The organism is Dolomitihabitans soli (assembly GCF_022213955.1).
GTDB lineage: Bacteria > Actinomycetota > Actinomycetes > Streptosporangiales > Streptosporangiaceae > Streptosporangium_A > Streptosporangium_A soli.
Map to the genome: position 1 here is coordinate 1 of NZ_JAKNTW010000053.1, position 16796 is coordinate 16796.

Here is a 16796-nt window from a genome sequence, read left to right on the forward strand (position 1 = left end):
AGGGGGCGGTGGTGAAGTCTTTGAGGGAGACCCATCCCGACTTCGGGTTCGCCAGCGGGCCTGTCGATGTCCAGCGGTACGACGACGGAAGATCGCACGTACCGGTCGGCGTCGGCGTCGGCGTCGGGTCGGGGGTTCCCGGGGTGCCGTTCCAGGTCCATTTCTGGTTGTCGCCGGTGTGGCAGGTGTAGAGCTGGATCAGGGTGCCGTTGGCGGTTCCGGTGCCGACGGCGTCCAGGCACAGCCCGGACTGCACGCCGGCGATGGTGCCGTTGGTGTTGACGCGCCATTTCTGGTTGTCGCCGCCGTGGCAGGAGTAGATCTGGACTTTGGCGCCGTTGCCCGTGCCTCCGGCATCCAGACACTTGTTGCCGTAGACCTTGAACTCACTGGCGGCGGTGTAGGTCCACTGCTGGTTGGCGTTGTTGTGGCAGTCCCACAGGTTCAGCTGGGTGCCGTCGGTGGTGCTGGAGCCGGGCACGTCCAGGCAGCGGCCGGAGGCCACGCCCTTGACCTGCCCGGTTCCGCCACCCGAGGTCGGGGTGACGGTGGGCGTCGGGGTGGGGTTGGGGTTCGCGGCGTTGAGGGCGTTGAGGACCGAGGTGTAGGCGGGTTTCTTGTTGCCGTTGCCGTCGAAGAGCAGAGGGGCGGCGTTCGCGCCTAGCCAGGAGTCGCTGTCGCGGACGCCCCACACGGTGATGCCGGTGCACCGGGGTACGGCCAGGCAGTCGTTGGTCACGTTGGCGTAGGTGGTGGCCGAGCCGCCTTGGATGTCCAGTTCGGTGATCTGCACGTCGACTCCCAGTGCGGCGAAGCTCTGGATGGTCGTGCGGTAGTTGCTGTTGTAGGGGCTGTTGCTGTTGAAGTGCGATTGCAGGCCGACGCAGTCGATGGGTACGCCGCGGGCCTTGAAGTCGCGGACCATGTTGTAGACGCCCTGGGTCTTGGCCCAGGTCCAGTTGTCGATGTTGTAGTCGTTGTAGCAGAGTTTGGCGGCCGGGTCGGCGGTGCGCGCGGTGCGGAAGGCGACCTCGATCCAGTCGTTGCCGGTGCGCTGGAGGTTGGAGTCGCGCCGGCCGCCGCCGCTGTCGGCGTAGGCCTCGTTGACCACGTCCCAGGCGTAGATCTTGCCCTTGTAGTGGGCCATGACGCCGTTGATGTGGTCGATCATCGCCTGGCGCAGCGTGCTGCCGGACAGGGACTGCATCCAGCCCGGCTGCTGGGAGTGCCAGGCCAGGGTGTGCCCGCGGACCCGTTTGCCGTTCTGCACGGCCCAGTTGTAGATGCGGTCCCCGTTGGTGAAGTTGAACTGCCCCCGGTTGGGTTCGGTGGCGTCGATCTTCATCTCGTTCTCGGCCGTGATCATGTTGAACTCGCGGTTGGCGATCGTCGTGTACGCCGAGTCACCGAGTTTGCCCGCGGGGACCGCGGTGCCGAAGTATCGCCCGCTCTGCGCGGCGGCCGCACCGAGCGTGGTCTCCGCGGCACTGGCGGAAGCGGCACCGGAGGAGACCTGGCCGGTCACCACCGTGAGCGTGCCGAGCACGAGGGTGCCGAGGGCGCCGGCGATCAGAGCCCGTCGAAGGCCGCCGAGAGGTCGCCGGGTGCCGGGCGGGGGTATGGCATTTGTGCCCATGCCTGAGCCTCCATAACTGCATCACAGAAACGCGGAAGCGGGTAATCACGAGGGGAAACCCGCAGGATCGACGCCGCGTCCCGTCATCAGGGACGCACACCACCGGGCGTCGTGGCCGACGGCCCCTGCCGCTCACCACCGACTTGGCAGGGGGCCGTCTCGGGGACTCAGTGTGGAAACTATTGCAAAATGTGTCAAGCTCATCCAGAAGGGTTCTGTCGCACTGCTTGCTACCCATGTCTCGCACCTGCGCCAACGTCTCCTGACCCCTGAAAAGCTGTGGTTCCGCCACCTGGGCCGAGACGTCTTCTTGTGAAATCTTCATCACATCGGCCTGCCCGGCCCGATGCGGTGACTCATGAAACACCAGATGAGCCGTGCCTGCCTCTCACTTCTCCCGGCACGCTATGTTTCGTACTCTTGACAGCTTCTCCCTGCCTCGTGTTTGCTCCGCTCCACCACCACAACCGTTCGACGGAGAAGGAGCCACGACCGACAGGCAGAATGTTAGCGCTCACATTCTGCCGTCCCCCAAAGGCATGCTCGGCGACCGTGAACCCCCGGACAGACACCACATCCGCGGGTTCCTCCCCTACGGTCGCCGAACTCTTGACAGGAGAATTCCCGCACAAGCGAAAGCTCGGATCAGCCTGATATATCGGGCCTCGCGGTCCTCAGGTGACCGGGGACACCTGCGATGCGCCCGAGCCGCCACGCCCGGCCGCCAAGCCCGCCACCGCATGACATCCGTTGGCGAGCGATCCGAATACAGACCGTTAGCGCTACACGAGCTGTCAGCAGTAACTGCTCTCAGTTGCCGGAAAGAGGTTGAGCATGCGTGGGTGGAGACGGTGGTTCAGCGCGGCGCTTCTGGCCGCGACCATGGTTGCCCTGGGCGCGGCGACGCAAACGAGCGTCGCCGGCGCGGAGTCCAATGGCGGAGTGCGGGTCATGCCACTGGGCGACTCGATCACCGAGGGCACGCAGGTGCCGGGCGGATACCGCATCGGCCTGTGGCAGCGGCTGGTCTCCGGGCGGTACACGGTGGATTTCGTCGGGTCGCAGTTCAACGGACCGGGTGGCCTGGGTGACCACGACCACCAGGGGCACCCCGGCTGGCGTATCGACCAGATCGACGGGAACATCACCGGCTGGGCGCGGACCTACAGTCCGCGCACGGTGCTGCTGCACATCGGCACCAACGACATACTGCAGAACTACAACGTGGCCGGTGCGCCCCAACGGCTGTCGACCCTGATCGATCGCATCACAACGGCAGTGCCGGACGCGGACGTGTTCGTCGCCACCATCATCCCGTTGTCGTCGGCGAGCCAGGAGTCCGCCGCCCGTACCTTCAACGCGGCCATCCCCGGCATCGTGCAGAACAAGGTCAACAGTGGCAAGCGCGTCCACCTGGTCGACATGCACAGCAAGCTGACCACGTCCGACCTGATCGACGGCATCCACCCCACCGCCGGCGGATACGACAAGATGGCCGCCGCCTGGTACGCGGCACTCCAGTCGGTCTCCGGCAGCATCGGCCAGCCCGGCGGCCCCGGCCCGACGCCCTCGCCTGCGAGCGGGATCCGCGGGGTGGGTTCGGGCAGATGCCTGGACGTCGCCAACGTCTCGCAGGCCAACGGCGCGCAGGTGCAGATCTGGGACTGCAATGGGCAGGCCAACCAGCAGTGGACGCCGACCGGCGCGGATGAGCTGCGGGTGTACGGCAACAAGTGCCTGGACGTGTCCAACATGGGCACCGCCGACGGCGCGCAGGTGCATATCTGGGACTGCAACGGCCAGAGCAACCAGAAGTGGCGCCTCAACAGCGACGGAAGCATCACCGCGCTCGGCGCCGGCAAGTGCCTGGACGCACCCAACTACTCCACCGCCAACGGCGTCAAACTCCAGATCTGGTCCTGCAACGGCGCCCCCAACCAGCGCTGGACCCGCGTCTGACGCGGGAAGGAGCACGGGGCGGTCTCAGGCGCCGGCATGGTGGGGAGCCGACACCCAAGAGGCCGCCCCGGTGAAGTGTGAAGCTGGGCAGGTCAGGTTCTGCAGCGCCGGCTGATCGCCGCCGCTACGGGACCAGCCGACGGGCAGCACTGGGTACTGAAGTTGATGGCGTCCATGGCGCCGGGGGCGTCGGCCTTCCTGGTGGTCACGCTGTTGCCGTAGTCGAAGCAGCAGCCGCTGTTGATGTGGGTGCCACTGGTCACCATGTACATGCCCTCGGGTGCGCTGCCCGTGGGGACGCCTGTCAGGTGGCCGTCCCGCCAGTAGCTGGTGCCGGGGTTGATGTGGAGGGAGTAAGCCTCGTTGCCGCCGATGGTGAGCGACTCGGTGCGGTCGCGGTCGCGGGCCTGCTCTGGGGGACTGGATCCCTGGTACCACAGGTCGTCGCCGCGGTGGGTGTCAAGGTCGCCTTCACGACGGATCAGGTGCCCGATCAGTACGACACATCTGAACGTTTCATGGGGCGAGATGGCCGGTGTAGGCCACCTTGTGGCGGACATCGTCGCAGATCACAGCGGATAACGGCTAACCAGGGCCAGAATCTCAGTGTGCATAGTATGAAATAAGTAGGCTTAATGCCTTGACGGACATAAGTCGTCGGAACGTAATTGGTAGTGAGGTCCCGGGGGCACCTTCCGTGGCCTCCGCGGCTGGATCACATGAGCGGCATATGGAGGCGCTTCGCGGCCCTTCACGTTGTGGTCGGCCATGTCGACATCCACAGCCTCGCCGCACCATGCCCTCTTTCGTGGTGTCACCGGTGAGGCGCGCCATCCTGGGAGAAGCACGTGCCCGATCGAACGAGCTCCGCAGACGAGGTCGGCCTCAATCCGGCGTGGCCGTCCCCATCGGCGTCGTGATGGCCAGGAGACCGCCTCCACCGGCCCGCCGATCACGGTCACCATGCCGCGGAGCGGCATGATCCGGCCGACCTCGTAGCCGGATCCGCGCAGCCGGCCGCCGTCGTACACCTCCCCGTTCGGCGACGGCCTCCATCTCAGGAGGGCGTCACCCACCTGAGGAGGAGGGCGTGACCTGACCCACACCCCCACCCCCAAAGGAACCACCGTGCAACCATCTTCGCCCGCCGTGGCGCTCAGACCGGTCCTGACCGGCATCGTCGCCGCGGCGCTGGCCGCAGCCTTCGCCCTCGTCACCCCGGTCGCCTCCACCCTCGCGGCCACCCCGAGCCTGCACGCGTCATCATCCGGCGCCGACGGGGCGGGTTCGCTGTACCAGGCGAACGCGCTGAACATCCCGGCGTCCGACTACCAGCAAGTGCCGCTCGCGTCGGGCGGTGGCGAACTGGGTGAGGCGATGTCACTGGCCCTGATGCCGAACCGATCGGTTGTCCACACGGCCCGCGACGGCACGGTGCGCGTGACCGACGTCAACGGCAATACGAAGGTGGCCGCCAGGCTCAACGTCTACACCCACGACGAGGAGGGCCTTCAGGGGGTGGCGGTCGATCCGAACTTCGCCACGAACCGGTACATCTGGCTGTACTACTCACCCCGGCTGAGCACGCCGAACGGCGACGCCCCGGCCACCGGCACCCAGGCGCAGTTCGACCAGTGGAAGGGCGAGCTCTACCTGTCCCGGTTCACCCTCAAATCGGATGACACGCTCGACACGGCCAGCGAGAAGGTGGTCCTGCGGGTCGCCAACGATCGCGGCCAGTGCTGTCACGTGGGCGGCGACATCGACTTCGACGCGCAGGGCAACCTGTATCTGACCACCGGCGACGACACCAACCCCTTCGAGTCGAGTGGCTACTCCCCACTGGACGAGCGGACCAACCGCAATCCGCAGTACGACGCCCAGCGCTCATCCGCCAACACCAACGACCTGCGCGGCAAGCTCCTGCGGATCAAGCCGCAGTCGGACGGCACCTACACGATTCCCAGTGGCAACCTGTTCTCGCCGGGGACGGCGAGGACGCGGCCGGAGATCTACGCGATGGGTTTCCGCAACCCGTTCCGGATGAGCGTCGACAAGGCGACCGGCGTCGTCTACCTGGGCGACTACGGGCCGGACGCGGGGGTGACCAACTCCAGCCGAGGGCCGAGCGGGCAGGTGGAGTTCGATCGCGTCACCGGTCCCGGCAATTACGGCTGGCCGTACTGCACGGGCACCAACACCACCAGCGAGACCTACAACGAGTGGAACTTCGCCTCCAACAGCACCGGCTCGAAGTACAACTGCGCGGGAGGCCCGACCAACAACTCCTTCCGCAACACCGGCCTGACCACGCTGCCCCAGGCCAAGCCGGCGTGGATCAAGTACGCCGGTGACTCCGGTTCGCCACCGGAGTTCGGCACCGGCTCGGAGTCGCCGATGGGCGGTCCGGTCTACCGGTACGACCCGAACCTGAACTCCGGCGTCAAGTTCCCCCAGGTGCTCGACGGACGGTTCTTCGCCGGCGAGTACGGCCGCCGCTGGATCAAGGCCATCGAGGTGAAGGCGGACGGCGGCTACGGGGAGATCTCCGCGTTCCCCTGGTCGGGGACGCAGGTGATGGACCTGGCCTTCGGCCCCGACGGGGCGTTGTACGTGCTGGACTACGGCACCGGAAGCAACAACCAGGCGCTCTATCGGATCGAGTACATCGGCCAGGCCAACCGCAACCCGATCGCCAGGGCCTCGGCCGACAAGACCTCAGGACCGGCTCCGCTGACGGTGAACTTCTCCTCGGGCGGCAGTTCCGACCCCGAGGGCGGCACGCTGACGTACTCGTGGAACTTCGGCGACGGCACCACCTCCACCGCCGCCAACCCGAGCAAGACCTACACCGCCAACGGCACGTACACCGCCACGCTCACCGTCCGCGACCCTCAAGGGCTGACCGGAAGCGCGAGCGTCGGCGTGTCCGTCGGCAACACCGCCCCGTCCGTCACGCTCACGACCCCCGTCGACGGTCAGCTGTTCTCCTTCGGCGACACGGTGCCGTTCCAGGTCAACGTCAGCGATCCGGAGGACAACGCGATCGACTGTTCGAAAGTGACGGTGACCTACTCGCTCGGCCATGACAGCCACGCTCACCAGATCACCTCCAGTACCGGCTGCAGCGGCTCCATCGCGGTGCCGGCCGACGGCGAGCACGACGTAGCGGCGAACATCCGCGGCGTCTTCGTGGCCTCCTACACCGACGGGGGTGGCCTGACCTCGACCAGTACGCGGACACTGCAACCACGGCACCGTCAGGGCGAGCATTTCGGCGCTCAGCAGGGCGTGCAGACGGCCGACCACACCAGCGCCGAGGGCGGCAAGACCGTGGGCTTCGTCGACGACGGCGACTGGATCTCCTTCCAGCCGTACAGCCTGAGCAACGCCAGGAGCATCACCGCGCGGGTGTCCTCGGCGGGCGCGGGCGGCCGGATCGAGGTTCGAGCAGGCTCGGCCACGGGCACGCTGCTGGGAACGGTGAACGTCGCGAGCACCGGTGACTGGGAGAACTTCGCCGACGTCTCGGCGAACCTCAGCGGCGCGCCGGCCGGCACCACGACGTTGTACCTCGTCTTCCGCGGCTCGACCGGCCAGGGCTACCTGTTCGACCTGGACGCCTTCACCTTCGGCACCGGCACGACGCCCTCGCCGACTCCGCCGCCTTCCGGTGATACGGGCGCGTTGCGGGGGGTGGGCTCGGGCCGGTGCCTGGACGTCGCCGGTGCTTCGCAGGCCAACGGCGCGCAGGTGAACATCTGGGACTGCAACGGCCAGAACAACCAGCAGTGGACCTCGACCGGTTCAGGTGAGCTGCGGGTGTACGGCGGCAAGTGCCTGGACGTGAACGCGGCCGGGACCGCCGACGGCACCGCGGTGATCATCTGGGACTGCAACGGCCAGAACAACCAGAAGTGGCGCCTGAACACCGACGGCACCATCACCGCGGTCGGAAGCGGCAAGTGCCTGGACGTGTCCGGCTCCGGCACCGCCAATGGCACCAAGGTGCACATCTGGACCTGCCAGGGCGGCACCAACCAGAAGTGGACTCGCGTCTGAGGCCATCCGCCACACCACGCGACCTCGACCGCACGACGAGCACCTAATCGATGTGGTGCCCGGCACGGCCCGGCTCTTCGCCGAAAGGGCCGCGCCGGGCGCCACGACGGAAGGACATCCATGCTGCGACATCTGACCCGCGCCGCGCTCGGGCGCATCGCGGGTGACGGCCGGAAGACATCCGTGCTGCGACGCCTGTCGGTGGCCGCGGTGGCGCTCACCGCCGCCGCCGCGACGGTGATCCCCGCCATCCCCGCCCAGGCCGCCACCTTCAAGGTGCTGGTCTTCTCCAAGACGGCCGGGTTCCGGCACGACTCGATCCCCACCGGGATCCGGGCCATCCGCGACCTGGGCGCCGCCAATGACTTCACCGTGGACGCGACCGAGGACTCCAGCGCCTTCAGCGCGGCCAACCTCGCCCAGTACAAGGCGGTGGTGTTCCTCAGCACCACCGGTGACGTGCTGAACGACACCCAGCAAACCGCCTTCCAGACGTACGTGGACGGCGGGGGCGGTTATGTGGGGGTGCATTCGGCCGCCGACACGGAGTACAGCTGGCCGTACTACGGACAACTGGTGGGTGCCTGGTTCAGCAACCATCCGGCGATCCAGCAGGCCACGGTACGAAACGAGGACCGGGCGCACGCTGCGACCGCTCATTTGGCGGCGACGTGGTCGCGGACGGACGAATGGTACAACTACCGAAGTAACCCCCGCTCGAACACGCGGGTCCTGCAGAGCCTGGACGAAGGCAGCTACAGCGGCGGCGGCATGGGTGACCACCCGATCACCTGGTGTCACCCCCAGTCCTCCGGCCGCGCGTTCTACACCGGCCTGGGGCACACCCAGGAGTCGTACGCGGACTCGAACTTCCGCACGCTGCTGCTGGGCGGAATCCGGTACGCGGCCAAGGCGACCAACGCCGACTGCCGCCCGGAGACCGGGTACACGGCGTTGTACAACGGGTCGACGACGGGCTGGTCGCAGGCCGGGCCAGGGTCGTTCACGAACAGCGCCGCCACGCTGACCTCCCAGGGGGGCATGGGCATGCTGTGGTACAGCGCCAAGGAGTTCCGTTCCTACTCGCTCAAGCTCGACTGGAGGCTGACCGGCGACTCCAACTCGGGGGTGGTCGTCGGGTTCCCGGCCACCAGCGACGCGAACGCGGCGCTCAACACCGGACATGAGGTGCAGATCGACGCGACCGACAGCTCGGACAAGACGACGGGGGCGATCTACGGCTTCAAGGCGGCGGACATCACCGCACGTGACGCGGCGCTGAATCCGCCGGGTCAGTGGAACACCTATGAGCTGCTGGTGGAGGGTGAGCGGCTGCAGGTGTTCCTGAACGGCGCGAAGATCAACGACTTCACCAACACCGATCCGGTCCGCTCGCTCCAGCAGGGCTACATCGGCATCCAGAACCACGGGTCCGGCGACGTGGCGTCGTTCCGCAACATCCGCATCAAGGAACTGACCAGCGTGACGCCCTCTCCGACGCCGACTCCGCCGCCTTCCGGCGATACGGGCGCGTTGCGGGGGATGGCGTCGGGCCGGTGCCTGGATGTCTCCGGTGCTTCGCAGGCCAACGGCGCGCAGGTGAACATCTGGGACTGCAACGGGCGGTCCAACCAGCAGTGGACCTCGACCGGCTCAGGTGAGCTGCGGGTGTACGGCGGCAAGTGCCTGGACGTCAACGCGGCCGGGACCGCCGACGGCACCGCGGTGACCATCTGGGACTGCAACGGTCAGAACAACCAGAAGTGGCGCCTGAACACCGACGGCACCATCACCGCGGTCGGAAGCGGCAAGTGCCTGGACGTGTCCGGCTCCGGCACCGCCAACGGCACCAAGGTGCACATCTGGACCTGCCACGGCGGCACCAACCAGAAGTGGGCCCGGGGATGACCGTGATGTGACGCGCCCCTTGGAGCCGGTCCGCCCCCGGCGACCGGCTCCACGGGGCGTCATTGCCGGACATAATCGCCGTCCTGCCACACGTCAGGTTCGAGACAACGGTCGGCCCTTGTACGTCTATAGGGGTATTCGGCACCTACGCCGCGCGGCGGATGATGACACGGAAACGTTCGCCGAGAATGGACGTCCCGGCTGTCGACACTGTGGTGGCGTCATGGATGTTGTTAGCACCACCGAAGTCCCGGCGAACGAGCGGTTCGCCTTCTGGCGTGAGGTGAGCTCCAAGACCTGGGTACCCTACGATGCGCGCTGCGCGCCGCATCTGGAGGACCGGTTCCGGGCTCAGATCGGTTTCCGCCAGTTGGGTCCGGTGCAGTCGACGCTGATGACCACGACGCCGTACTCGATCCACCGCACCCACAAGCTCATCCGCCAGACCGATCCCGAGGTCTACAAACTCTGCTGCACCACGCACGGTCAGGGTGTGGTGGTGCAAGATGACCGGCAGGCCGTTTTCGGAGCCGGGGACCTGGTCCTGTATGACACCTCCCGCCCCTACCATGCCGAGCTGGCACCGGACATTCCGGCGATTCAGATGCTGGTCCTGCAATTCCCGCGCTCATTACTACCGTTGCCCACTCGGGACCTACAGCGCCTGACCATGGTTCCCATCTCAGGCATCCAGGGAATCGGCGCGCTGTCTTCGCAGTTCATGCTGCAACTCGCTGAGCACATGGATGAACTCACTCCCTCCGACACCGCCCGGTTGTCCACCCTGACGCTCGACGTGCTGACCGCGGCGCTGGCCAATGCGCTGGACGCCCACGGCGCGGTACCCCCCGAGACCAGGCGACGCGCGCTGATGGCCGAAATCCACGCCTTCATCCGGCAAAACCTCGGCGACGCGCACCTGACCCCGGGCGCGATCGCCGCGGCACACCACATCTCCCTGCGCTATCTGCACAAGCTATTCCACGACGAAGAACGCACCGTCGCCAGCTGGATCCGCGAGCGCCGCCTGCAACAGTGCCGAGGCGACCTCGCCAACCCCCGCCTGGCCGCCCACTCGATCAGCGCGATCGCCGCCCGGTGGGGGTTCACCAGCTCCGCGCATTTCAGCCAGGTCTTCCGCAGCACCTACGGCCTCTCCCCACGCCAGTTCCGCCGGCAGTGCGCAACTGTGCGCGCTGACTAAAGAGGTGGGCGCGCACACGAAAGACGTGCCGAGCAGCAGCCTGCCATCCTCGAAGTGAGGAAACAACGAGGCCTCAAGTCCCATCAACCAAAAGGAGAACCCTTGAAGGTCAAATCCCTGACGGTGACTGGTGCCCTGGTCATGGCGACGGCTGGAATCCTCACCGCCTTACCCGCTCAGCCGGCGGCAGCGGATGCGCCGTGCCTGACCGGCCAGGTCTGCATCTACCGAGACGGCTCCTTAGTGAACAGACTCGCACCGGTTCCCTCGGGCCAGTGCCGCTGGGCGGGGCAACAAAATCCCTGGCGCTTCGACTTCATCCGGAATCTTTCCACGGTACCGCAGCGTGCCTGGAGCGCCATAAACTGCATGGGCGACAACGTTCTCGTGGCACCGGGCACCTCGAAATCAATCAGCTTCCCGTACGGCGGCAACAGTCTCGGCGGCCGCTAAAGGATTCTTTCAACCTCCTGGTGATCTTTCGGGGGCTGTGAGGGCGCAGCCCTGGTCGCCGCTCACGACCTGCTCGAGCGTCCATTGCGCAAGGACAGGATGGACCTGGTCAAGCTCTTGCACGAGGGCGGCAAGGTGGTCCTGGACTTCTGGGCGGGATCGACGTCCTGCCCATGGTCGGGGTCCAGGGGCAGGACGCGCTCTCCCTTTCAGCCATAGCGGCGGTCCAGGACCATTCGTCGGCGTACGCGGCCGTCCTCGGTAGCTCGGCGCCTGGCTCCGGGAAGTCGGGCACGTGAATGCTGGGTCTTTCGCGGGCCACGGGGTTTCAGCGCCCGGGGCGGTCCGTTGCGGTCTCGTCCGGTCCGGTGGCGAGCAGGATCCACTCCAGGATGGAGGGGCGTTCCGGGCGCCAGCCGAGTTCGGTCCTGGCGGCGTGGCCGCGGACCCTGCTGTTCGACCCGAGGGCGTACACGGCGGGCTCGTAACCCCACATCTCGATGGCGGCCGCAATGTCCATGGATTCCGGCCCGGGAACGCCCAGCGCTGACGCGATGGCGGCGGTAATGTCCTTGAACCTGGTCTCCCCGTTCTCCACGAAGAAGAAGGAACCGGGGGCGGCCGAGTCGAGCGCCCGGAGGTAGAGGTCGCAGGCGTCGTCCAGATGCACGTTGGACCAGATGTTCTCACCCGAGCCAATGTGCCGGGCGACGCCGCTCTCCCGTGCCGCGCGTACAAGCCGGGGAATCTGGACGCTGTCGGGGTTCAGCCCGGTGCCGGTCCCGTACACCATCGTGTTGCACAGAACCGCCGACCGCACGCCAAGATCAGCGGCGGCCATCACGTGCCGGTCGATCGCCGCCCGCGCGGCCTTGTCCGGCGCGGGCGTCCAGGACGTTCCCGGGGCGATGTCGGCCTCGGTGTACACCTCCTCCTGTGGGTGCCCGTTCGAGGGCTCTCCGACGATGCTCGACCCGCTGGTGTGCAGAAACGGCTTGCCGGACCCGGTGAGGGCACCGACGAGCGCGGTCACCGCACCAGCGTGGTCGCTGTCGGCGGCATTGACCACGGCGTCGGCGGCCTGTGACTCCTGTGCCAGCAGCATGTCGTCGTCCAGCGAGCCGAGCACCGGGTCGACGCCGAGCGCGCGGAGAACCTCGATCGTCTGAGGAGAGCGGGTGAGCCCGCGAACATGGTGCCCGGCCTCGATGAGCCGCGTGGCGAGGGATCCGCCAAGATATCCGGTCGCGCCGGTCAGGAAAATGCGCATAAGAGGTTCTTCTTTCACCTGTCAGATGGTGGGCGCACCATTCGGGTGTCTCCACCGTCGGCCTTCTCGGACTGCTCAGGTATGGCCGGTCTCCCCGGATTTCTGGGGATGCGGCCACCGTTCACAGGCCGACGCCGGCCGTCTCGATCGCGGGTTCCGGCGCGTTGTTGTCTTCCAGGACCATCAGTGCGTCCGCGACGGACGGCTCCGGTGAGTGAACCAGGGCCATGAGCGCCCGCACCATGCGCCGCGGGTGGGGGTGCTGGATGATGTTCCGCCCGTAGACGATGCCGGCCGCGCCCTGTTTCATGATCTCCGCAGTGCGAGCCAGGATCTCCTCGTCCGAAGCCCGGCCGCCGCCGCGGACGAGGACCGGGATGCCGGAGGCCGTCTCGACGACTTGGTGGAAGTCCGCCGGATCGGTACAGGGATCGGCCTTGATGATGTCCGCGCCCAGTTCGGCGGCCTGCCGGACCAGCGTCGTGATCTTCGTCAGGTCGCCGTCGACCATGTATCCGCCCTGGACGTCGTTCGGCGCCATGACAAGAGGTTCGACCATCAGCGGCATCCCGGCGCTCTCGCACTCGCGCTTCAGCCCCGCGATGTTCCGCACGCACTGATTGTGCAGCTCGGGCCGGCCGGGAAGGAGAAGCAGGTTGACCACCACACACGCGGCGTCGGCGGCCACCGCGAGGTCGACCGCGGCGCCCATGGCCTCAGAGAACAGATGGCGGGGAAGTGTCGGCCCGTAGACGTTCGACACGTCGCCGCGCAGTGCCAGAGCGGGCCGCCGCTTTCCTCGTACTCCGTCGAGCAGGCGCGCCATCCCGGGTGTCAGCTGGATGGCGTCGGGTCCCGCGTCCACGATGCGGGCCACCGCTGTGCGCATGTCCTCAATACCGCCGAGCAGCGAGAACTCGTTGGTCATGCCGTGGTCGAGGGCAACGTCGAGGCATTTGCCGCTCTGCCCGAAGAAGCGGTCCAGTCGTGCTTTCACGGATGTCGTACTCCTGTCGGTCAGTTGGCCGGTTCAGGCGGGTAGATCGAGTACATGTCGGCCGGGAGGTCGAGGACGGGGCAGTTGCCGAGCTCGTAGATGAAGTCCAGCTTCGGCTCCGTGGCGAGGTAGTAGTGGACGTCGACGTCGAACCGGCCTGTCTGCATGACCCCGATGCTCTTCTCCCGGTACGCGGCCACTACGGCGTCGATGTCGGCGTCGGCGATCCGCTCCTTGATGTGGTGCAGTCCCTCGCCCTTCTCCTGCAGGAACTTCTCGTAGATGGTGGGGCCGTACACCGGTTGGATGATCTCGAACTGCATGTCGCCGACCCAGGAGATGGCGATGAGGAACTTGAACGGCTCGGTGACCGGCTCGTCGGCCACCTGGAGGTTGTCCACGGTGTCCTGGGTGAAGGTCAGCACGGTCCACGGACCGATGCCCAGGTTCTCGACCCACGCCTTCATGCTTTTCTCCAGGTCACGTGTGACGACCGCGATCTGGTAGATCTTGCGCGACTTGTTGAGCTCTCTCAGCTCGGCGTTGTTCATACCTCTCCTTGTGCCGATGTGGTCGGGTGTTCGTTGTTGGCCGTGATCCACTCCGCCATGGCCGTGAAGATGATCGTCGTCGACACGGCGCCGGCGTCGGGGAAACCGAGAGATCGCTCGCCGAGGGTCATGGCCTTGCCGAAGCGGGCAACGAGGTCCTTGCTGCGATCGGTGCCCTCCCCAGCCGCGATCGCGGCCCCGCGAAACGCGTACGCCAGCGTGTCGCCGGCCTCCGAGCTGCGGCGCAACGACTCCACGGCGGGATGCAGGGCGTCCAGCATGGTCTTGTCTCCGATGGTGGCCCCTCCCCGCCTGGAGATCTCCCGAGTGGAGCGCTCGAAGTGGTCGGCGGCGATGGGAACTGTGAGGACGTCCGACGGGAGCAGCCCCTGCGCTCCCGCACGAAACAGCAGGCCGAAGACGACTCCGGACGCGCCTCCCATGGAGGTGATCAGTGTGTCGCCGACACCGGCCAGCACGCTCTGGACGTCGTCGTAGGTGTTCTCCAGCAGTAGTTCCCGCACCGCGGTGAAGCCGCGGGTCATACCGAGCCCGTGATCTCCATCCCCGATGTCGCGGTCGGCCTTGGTCAGCAGCTGCTCGCTGGCGATGATGCGGTCGGCGACGGCGATCATCATGCTTCGCACGTCGTCGGCTGTCATGCGGTCCATATGCTCAGTCCTGGTGGAGACGGTGGTCAGTGGCGGTTCGCGCCGGAGAAGAAGGAGGTCCGCCCGGGGGCGTCATAGAGCTTTTGGAGCTCCGGTGTCAGGCCGAACACACTGATGGAGAAGCCGTGCATCTCCTGGCTCGTGGCGAAGTCACCGACCTGGAGGTCGTGGATTCGGATGCCCGCCTGGTCCAGGACCCGCGCGGTCCGCCGGGCGATGATCAGCAGTTCGGCGCGGGTGGTCGCGCCGAGTCCATTGACCAGAACGCATGCCTTCTCGTCCGGTGACAGGGAGCGGTCGCCCATGATGAGCCGTACCATCTGGTCCACGGTCTCGTCCGCGGTCGCCATGTCGGCGCGCCGGACCCCCGCCTCGCCGTGCATTCCCATGCCGATCTCCATCTTGCCGTCGGGCAGGACGAAGGTCGGCTCCTCGGTCCCGGGGATGGTGCCCCCGGCGCTGGCGACCCCCATGCTGCGGGTGCGGTCGGCGGCCAGGGTGGCGAGTTCCTGAACGGACTTGAGGTCCAGACCGACCTCGGAGGCCGCACCGGCGATCTTGCTGACGAAGAAGCCTCCGGCGATCCCCCGCCGGTCGTTCGCGCGCTCGGGTGGCGCGGCGGCGACATCGTCGGCGACCCGTACGGTCAGGACCTCGTGTCCCTCGGCTTGCAGTTCCTCGGCCGCCAGGTCGAAGTTGAGCCGGTCACCGGAGTAGTTGCCGTAGACGAACAGGATGCCGCGCCCGCGCTCGACAGCCTTGGCGGCTCGCACGATCGACCGCGGCGCGGGCGCGGCGAAGATGTCCCCCTGGCACACCGCGTCGGCGAAGCCGGGTCCGATGTACTCCAGCCACACCGGCTCGTGGCCGCTGCCTCCTCCGGAGACGATCGCGACCTTGTCGGCCGGAATCCGCTTGGCGACGGCCAGCGAGCCAGGCACCTGTGTGAACCGATCCCCGTATACAGCGAGGAAGCCTTCCAGGGTCTCCCGGGCGACCTGGCGCGGTTCGTTGATGAACTTTCTCATGATGGCTCCGTGTAGAAGATCGGGTTCACCGGCCCGCAACTGACAGGTATCGCCGGACCGGCTCGGGGTCGTCGTGCGTATAGGTCGGGCCCGCGGTGAAGTGGTCGAACCCACCGGTGCTCGCACCGGACCTGAGGGCGTCGGCCACCTTGATCACTTCGGCTGCCCAGGACGCGGCGTCCTGGCCGGTCGTGTGCCGGACGGTGCCGTCGCCTGCGAGTAGCAGCTGGCCGACCGTGGGGTTGATGCCGATGCCGAAAACCGTTGTCTTGCCGGTGAGTCCGCGAGCCTTGATCGCGTTCGCGCTCGCGATGACCGCGTCCTCGTTCTCGGCGAAGATGACGTCGACATCCGGGTTGGCGGACAGGATGGCCGAGGCGACCGGAGTGGCCTTGTCGACGACGAAGCCCTCTTGGGATGCGACGACCTCGGTCGTGACGGAGGACAGGCCCTTCTCGAGCCCCTTGCGGCGCTGCTTGCACACGTCGTAGGTCTCGCAGGTGAGATACGCGATCTTCGCCGAGCCGCCGAGCGTGTCCTTGATGTAGGCCGCGGCGGCTTCACCCGTCGTCACACCGAGCGCCACGTTGTCGTTCGTGACGAACGCCCGTGCGAGCTGCCGATCCTGCGGGGCGCCCAGGCACGTGTTGTAACACACGACGGGTACGCGGTTTGACTGCAGGCGTCGCAGCGAGGCAGCGGAGCCTGTGGGCGACACGACACTCGCGACGACGAGATCGACCTTCCTGGTGGCGAAGGCGGACATGATCCGGCTCTCCTTGCCTGCGTCGTTGCCGACGTCCTGCACGTCGAAGGCCATGTCGTGCTTCGGGCCCTCGCGCTTCAACGCGGCGGCGAATTCGGCGAAGGTACCGGTCGGGAAAAGCGTCGTGACGCCGACGGTGAACGGCTCGCCTGAGCCGGACGCCTTCGCGGGGCCGGTGGACGGCCCGGCGGCGGAGCAACCCACGACCGTGAGGACGGCCACGGCCGCGGCGCAGCGAAAGAGCAGTCCTGCGGAGTGTGGACGGGACATGAGCGATCCTTTCTGTGGTCA

General features: G+C 67.0%; 13 protein-coding genes. 5 read left to right on the forward strand and 8 right to left on the reverse strand.

The window, feature by feature from the left end; genetic code table 11:
* On the reverse strand, window positions 1-1636 hold a 1636-nt coding region (locus MBA17_RS47945), incomplete at its 3' end, for a non-reducing end alpha-L-arabinofuranosidase family hydrolase (RefSeq protein WP_238505639.1).
* 834 nt (window positions 1637-2470) lie between these two features.
* Between MBA17_RS47945 and MBA17_RS47950 the strand changes: the two genes are divergently transcribed.
* Entirely contained in the window at window positions 2471-3595 is a 1125-nt protein-coding gene (locus tag MBA17_RS47950; protein WP_238505640.1) for a ricin-type beta-trefoil lectin domain protein, read from the forward strand.
* Window positions 3596-3687: 92 nt separating this feature from the next.
* Here MBA17_RS47950 and MBA17_RS47955 read toward each other — a convergent pair whose 3' ends face one another.
* Window positions 3688-4155, reverse strand: coding sequence for an arabinofuranosidase catalytic domain-containing protein (locus tag MBA17_RS47955; protein WP_238505641.1), 468 nt, complete (start codon window positions 4153-4155; stop codon window positions 3688-3690).
* 568 nt (window positions 4156-4723) lie between these two features.
* Here MBA17_RS47955 and MBA17_RS47960 point away from each other — a divergent pair.
* From MBA17_RS47960 to MBA17_RS47985, 4 genes are all read left to right on the forward strand, one after another.
* The gene (locus MBA17_RS47960; protein ID WP_238505642.1) at window positions 4724-7657 is read left to right on the forward strand and encodes a lectin; all 2934 of its coding nucleotides are present in this window, start codon (window positions 4724-4726) and stop codon (window positions 7655-7657) included.
* 120 nt (window positions 7658-7777) lie between these two features.
* Window positions 7778-9565 (forward strand): lectin, encoded by a 1788-nt coding sequence (locus MBA17_RS50125; RefSeq protein WP_274387069.1) that lies wholly within the window; start codon window positions 7778-7780, stop codon window positions 9563-9565.
* A 223-nt stretch (window positions 9566-9788) separates the two neighbouring features.
* Window positions 9789-10769: an AraC-like ligand-binding domain-containing protein gene (locus tag MBA17_RS47980; protein ID WP_238505643.1), complete on the forward strand. Its 981-nt coding sequence runs from the start codon at window positions 9789-9791 to the stop codon at window positions 10767-10769.
* A 102-nt stretch (window positions 10770-10871) separates the two neighbouring features.
* On the forward strand, window positions 10872-11222 hold the full coding sequence (locus MBA17_RS47985) for a hypothetical protein (RefSeq protein WP_238505644.1): 351 nt from the start codon (window positions 10872-10874) through the stop codon (window positions 11220-11222).
* 328 nt (window positions 11223-11550) lie between these two features.
* Here the strand turns inward: MBA17_RS47985 and MBA17_RS47990 are convergent, their stop codons facing one another.
* From MBA17_RS47990 to MBA17_RS48015, 6 genes are all read right to left on the reverse strand, one after another.
* Window positions 11551-12492 (reverse strand): NAD-dependent epimerase/dehydratase family protein, encoded by a 942-nt coding sequence (locus MBA17_RS47990; RefSeq protein WP_238505645.1) that lies wholly within the window; start codon window positions 12490-12492, stop codon window positions 11551-11553.
* A gap of 121 nt (window positions 12493-12613) precedes the next feature.
* Complete coding sequence (locus tag MBA17_RS47995; protein WP_238505646.1) at window positions 12614-13489, reverse strand: class I fructose-bisphosphate aldolase; 876 nt, start codon at window positions 13487-13489, stop codon at window positions 12614-12616.
* Window positions 13490-13509: 20 nt separating this feature from the next.
* Window positions 13510-14040, reverse strand: coding sequence for a VOC family protein (locus MBA17_RS48000; RefSeq protein WP_238505647.1), 531 nt, complete (start codon window positions 14038-14040; stop codon window positions 13510-13512).
* Window positions 14037-14711 (reverse strand): dihydroxyacetone kinase subunit DhaL, encoded by a 675-nt coding sequence (gene dhaL / locus MBA17_RS48005; RefSeq protein WP_238505648.1) that lies wholly within the window; start codon window positions 14709-14711, stop codon window positions 14037-14039. Before dhaL ends, MBA17_RS48000 begins: the two co-directional genes overlap by 4 nt.
* A 26-nt stretch (window positions 14712-14737) precedes the next feature.
* Window positions 14738-15739: a dihydroxyacetone kinase subunit DhaK gene (locus MBA17_RS48010; RefSeq protein WP_238505649.1), complete on the reverse strand. Its 1002-nt coding sequence runs from the start codon at window positions 15737-15739 to the stop codon at window positions 14738-14740.
* A gap of 25 nt (window positions 15740-15764) precedes the next feature.
* Window positions 15765-16775 carry a sugar ABC transporter substrate-binding protein gene (locus MBA17_RS48015; RefSeq protein ID WP_238505650.1) on the reverse strand — a complete coding sequence of 337 codons (1011 nt, stop codon included), beginning with the start codon at window positions 16773-16775 and terminating at the stop codon, window positions 15765-15767.
* Between the last annotated feature and the right edge of the window lie 21 nt (window positions 16776-16796).

Coding starts and splice junctions, on each gene's coding strand:
- MBA17_RS47950 (WP_238505640.1), top strand. CDS start 2,471: ATGCGTGGGTGGAGACGGTGGTTCAGCGCGGCGCTTCTGGCCGCGACC.
- MBA17_RS47955 (WP_238505641.1), bottom strand. CDS start 4,155: ATGTCCGCCACAAGGTGGCCTACACCGGCCATCTCGCCCCATGAAACG.
- MBA17_RS50125 (WP_274387069.1), top strand. CDS start 7,778: ATGCTGCGACATCTGACCCGCGCCGCGCTCGGGCGCATCGCGGGTGAC.
- MBA17_RS47980 (WP_238505643.1), top strand. CDS start 9,789: ATGGATGTTGTTAGCACCACCGAAGTCCCGGCGAACGAGCGGTTCGCC.
- MBA17_RS47990 (WP_238505645.1), bottom strand. CDS start 12,492: ATGCGCATTTTCCTGACCGGCGCGACCGGATATCTTGGCGGATCCCTC.
- MBA17_RS48000 (WP_238505647.1), bottom strand. CDS start 14,040: ATGAACAACGCCGAGCTGAGAGAGCTCAACAAGTCGCGCAAGATCTAC.
- dhaL (WP_238505648.1), bottom strand. CDS start 14,711: ATGGACCGCATGACAGCCGACGACGTGCGAAGCATGATGATCGCCGTC.
- MBA17_RS48010 (WP_238505649.1), bottom strand. CDS start 15,739: ATGAGAAAGTTCATCAACGAACCGCGCCAGGTCGCCCGGGAGACCCTG.
- MBA17_RS48015 (WP_238505650.1), bottom strand. CDS start 16,775: ATGTCCCGTCCACACTCCGCAGGACTGCTCTTTCGCTGCGCCGCGGCC.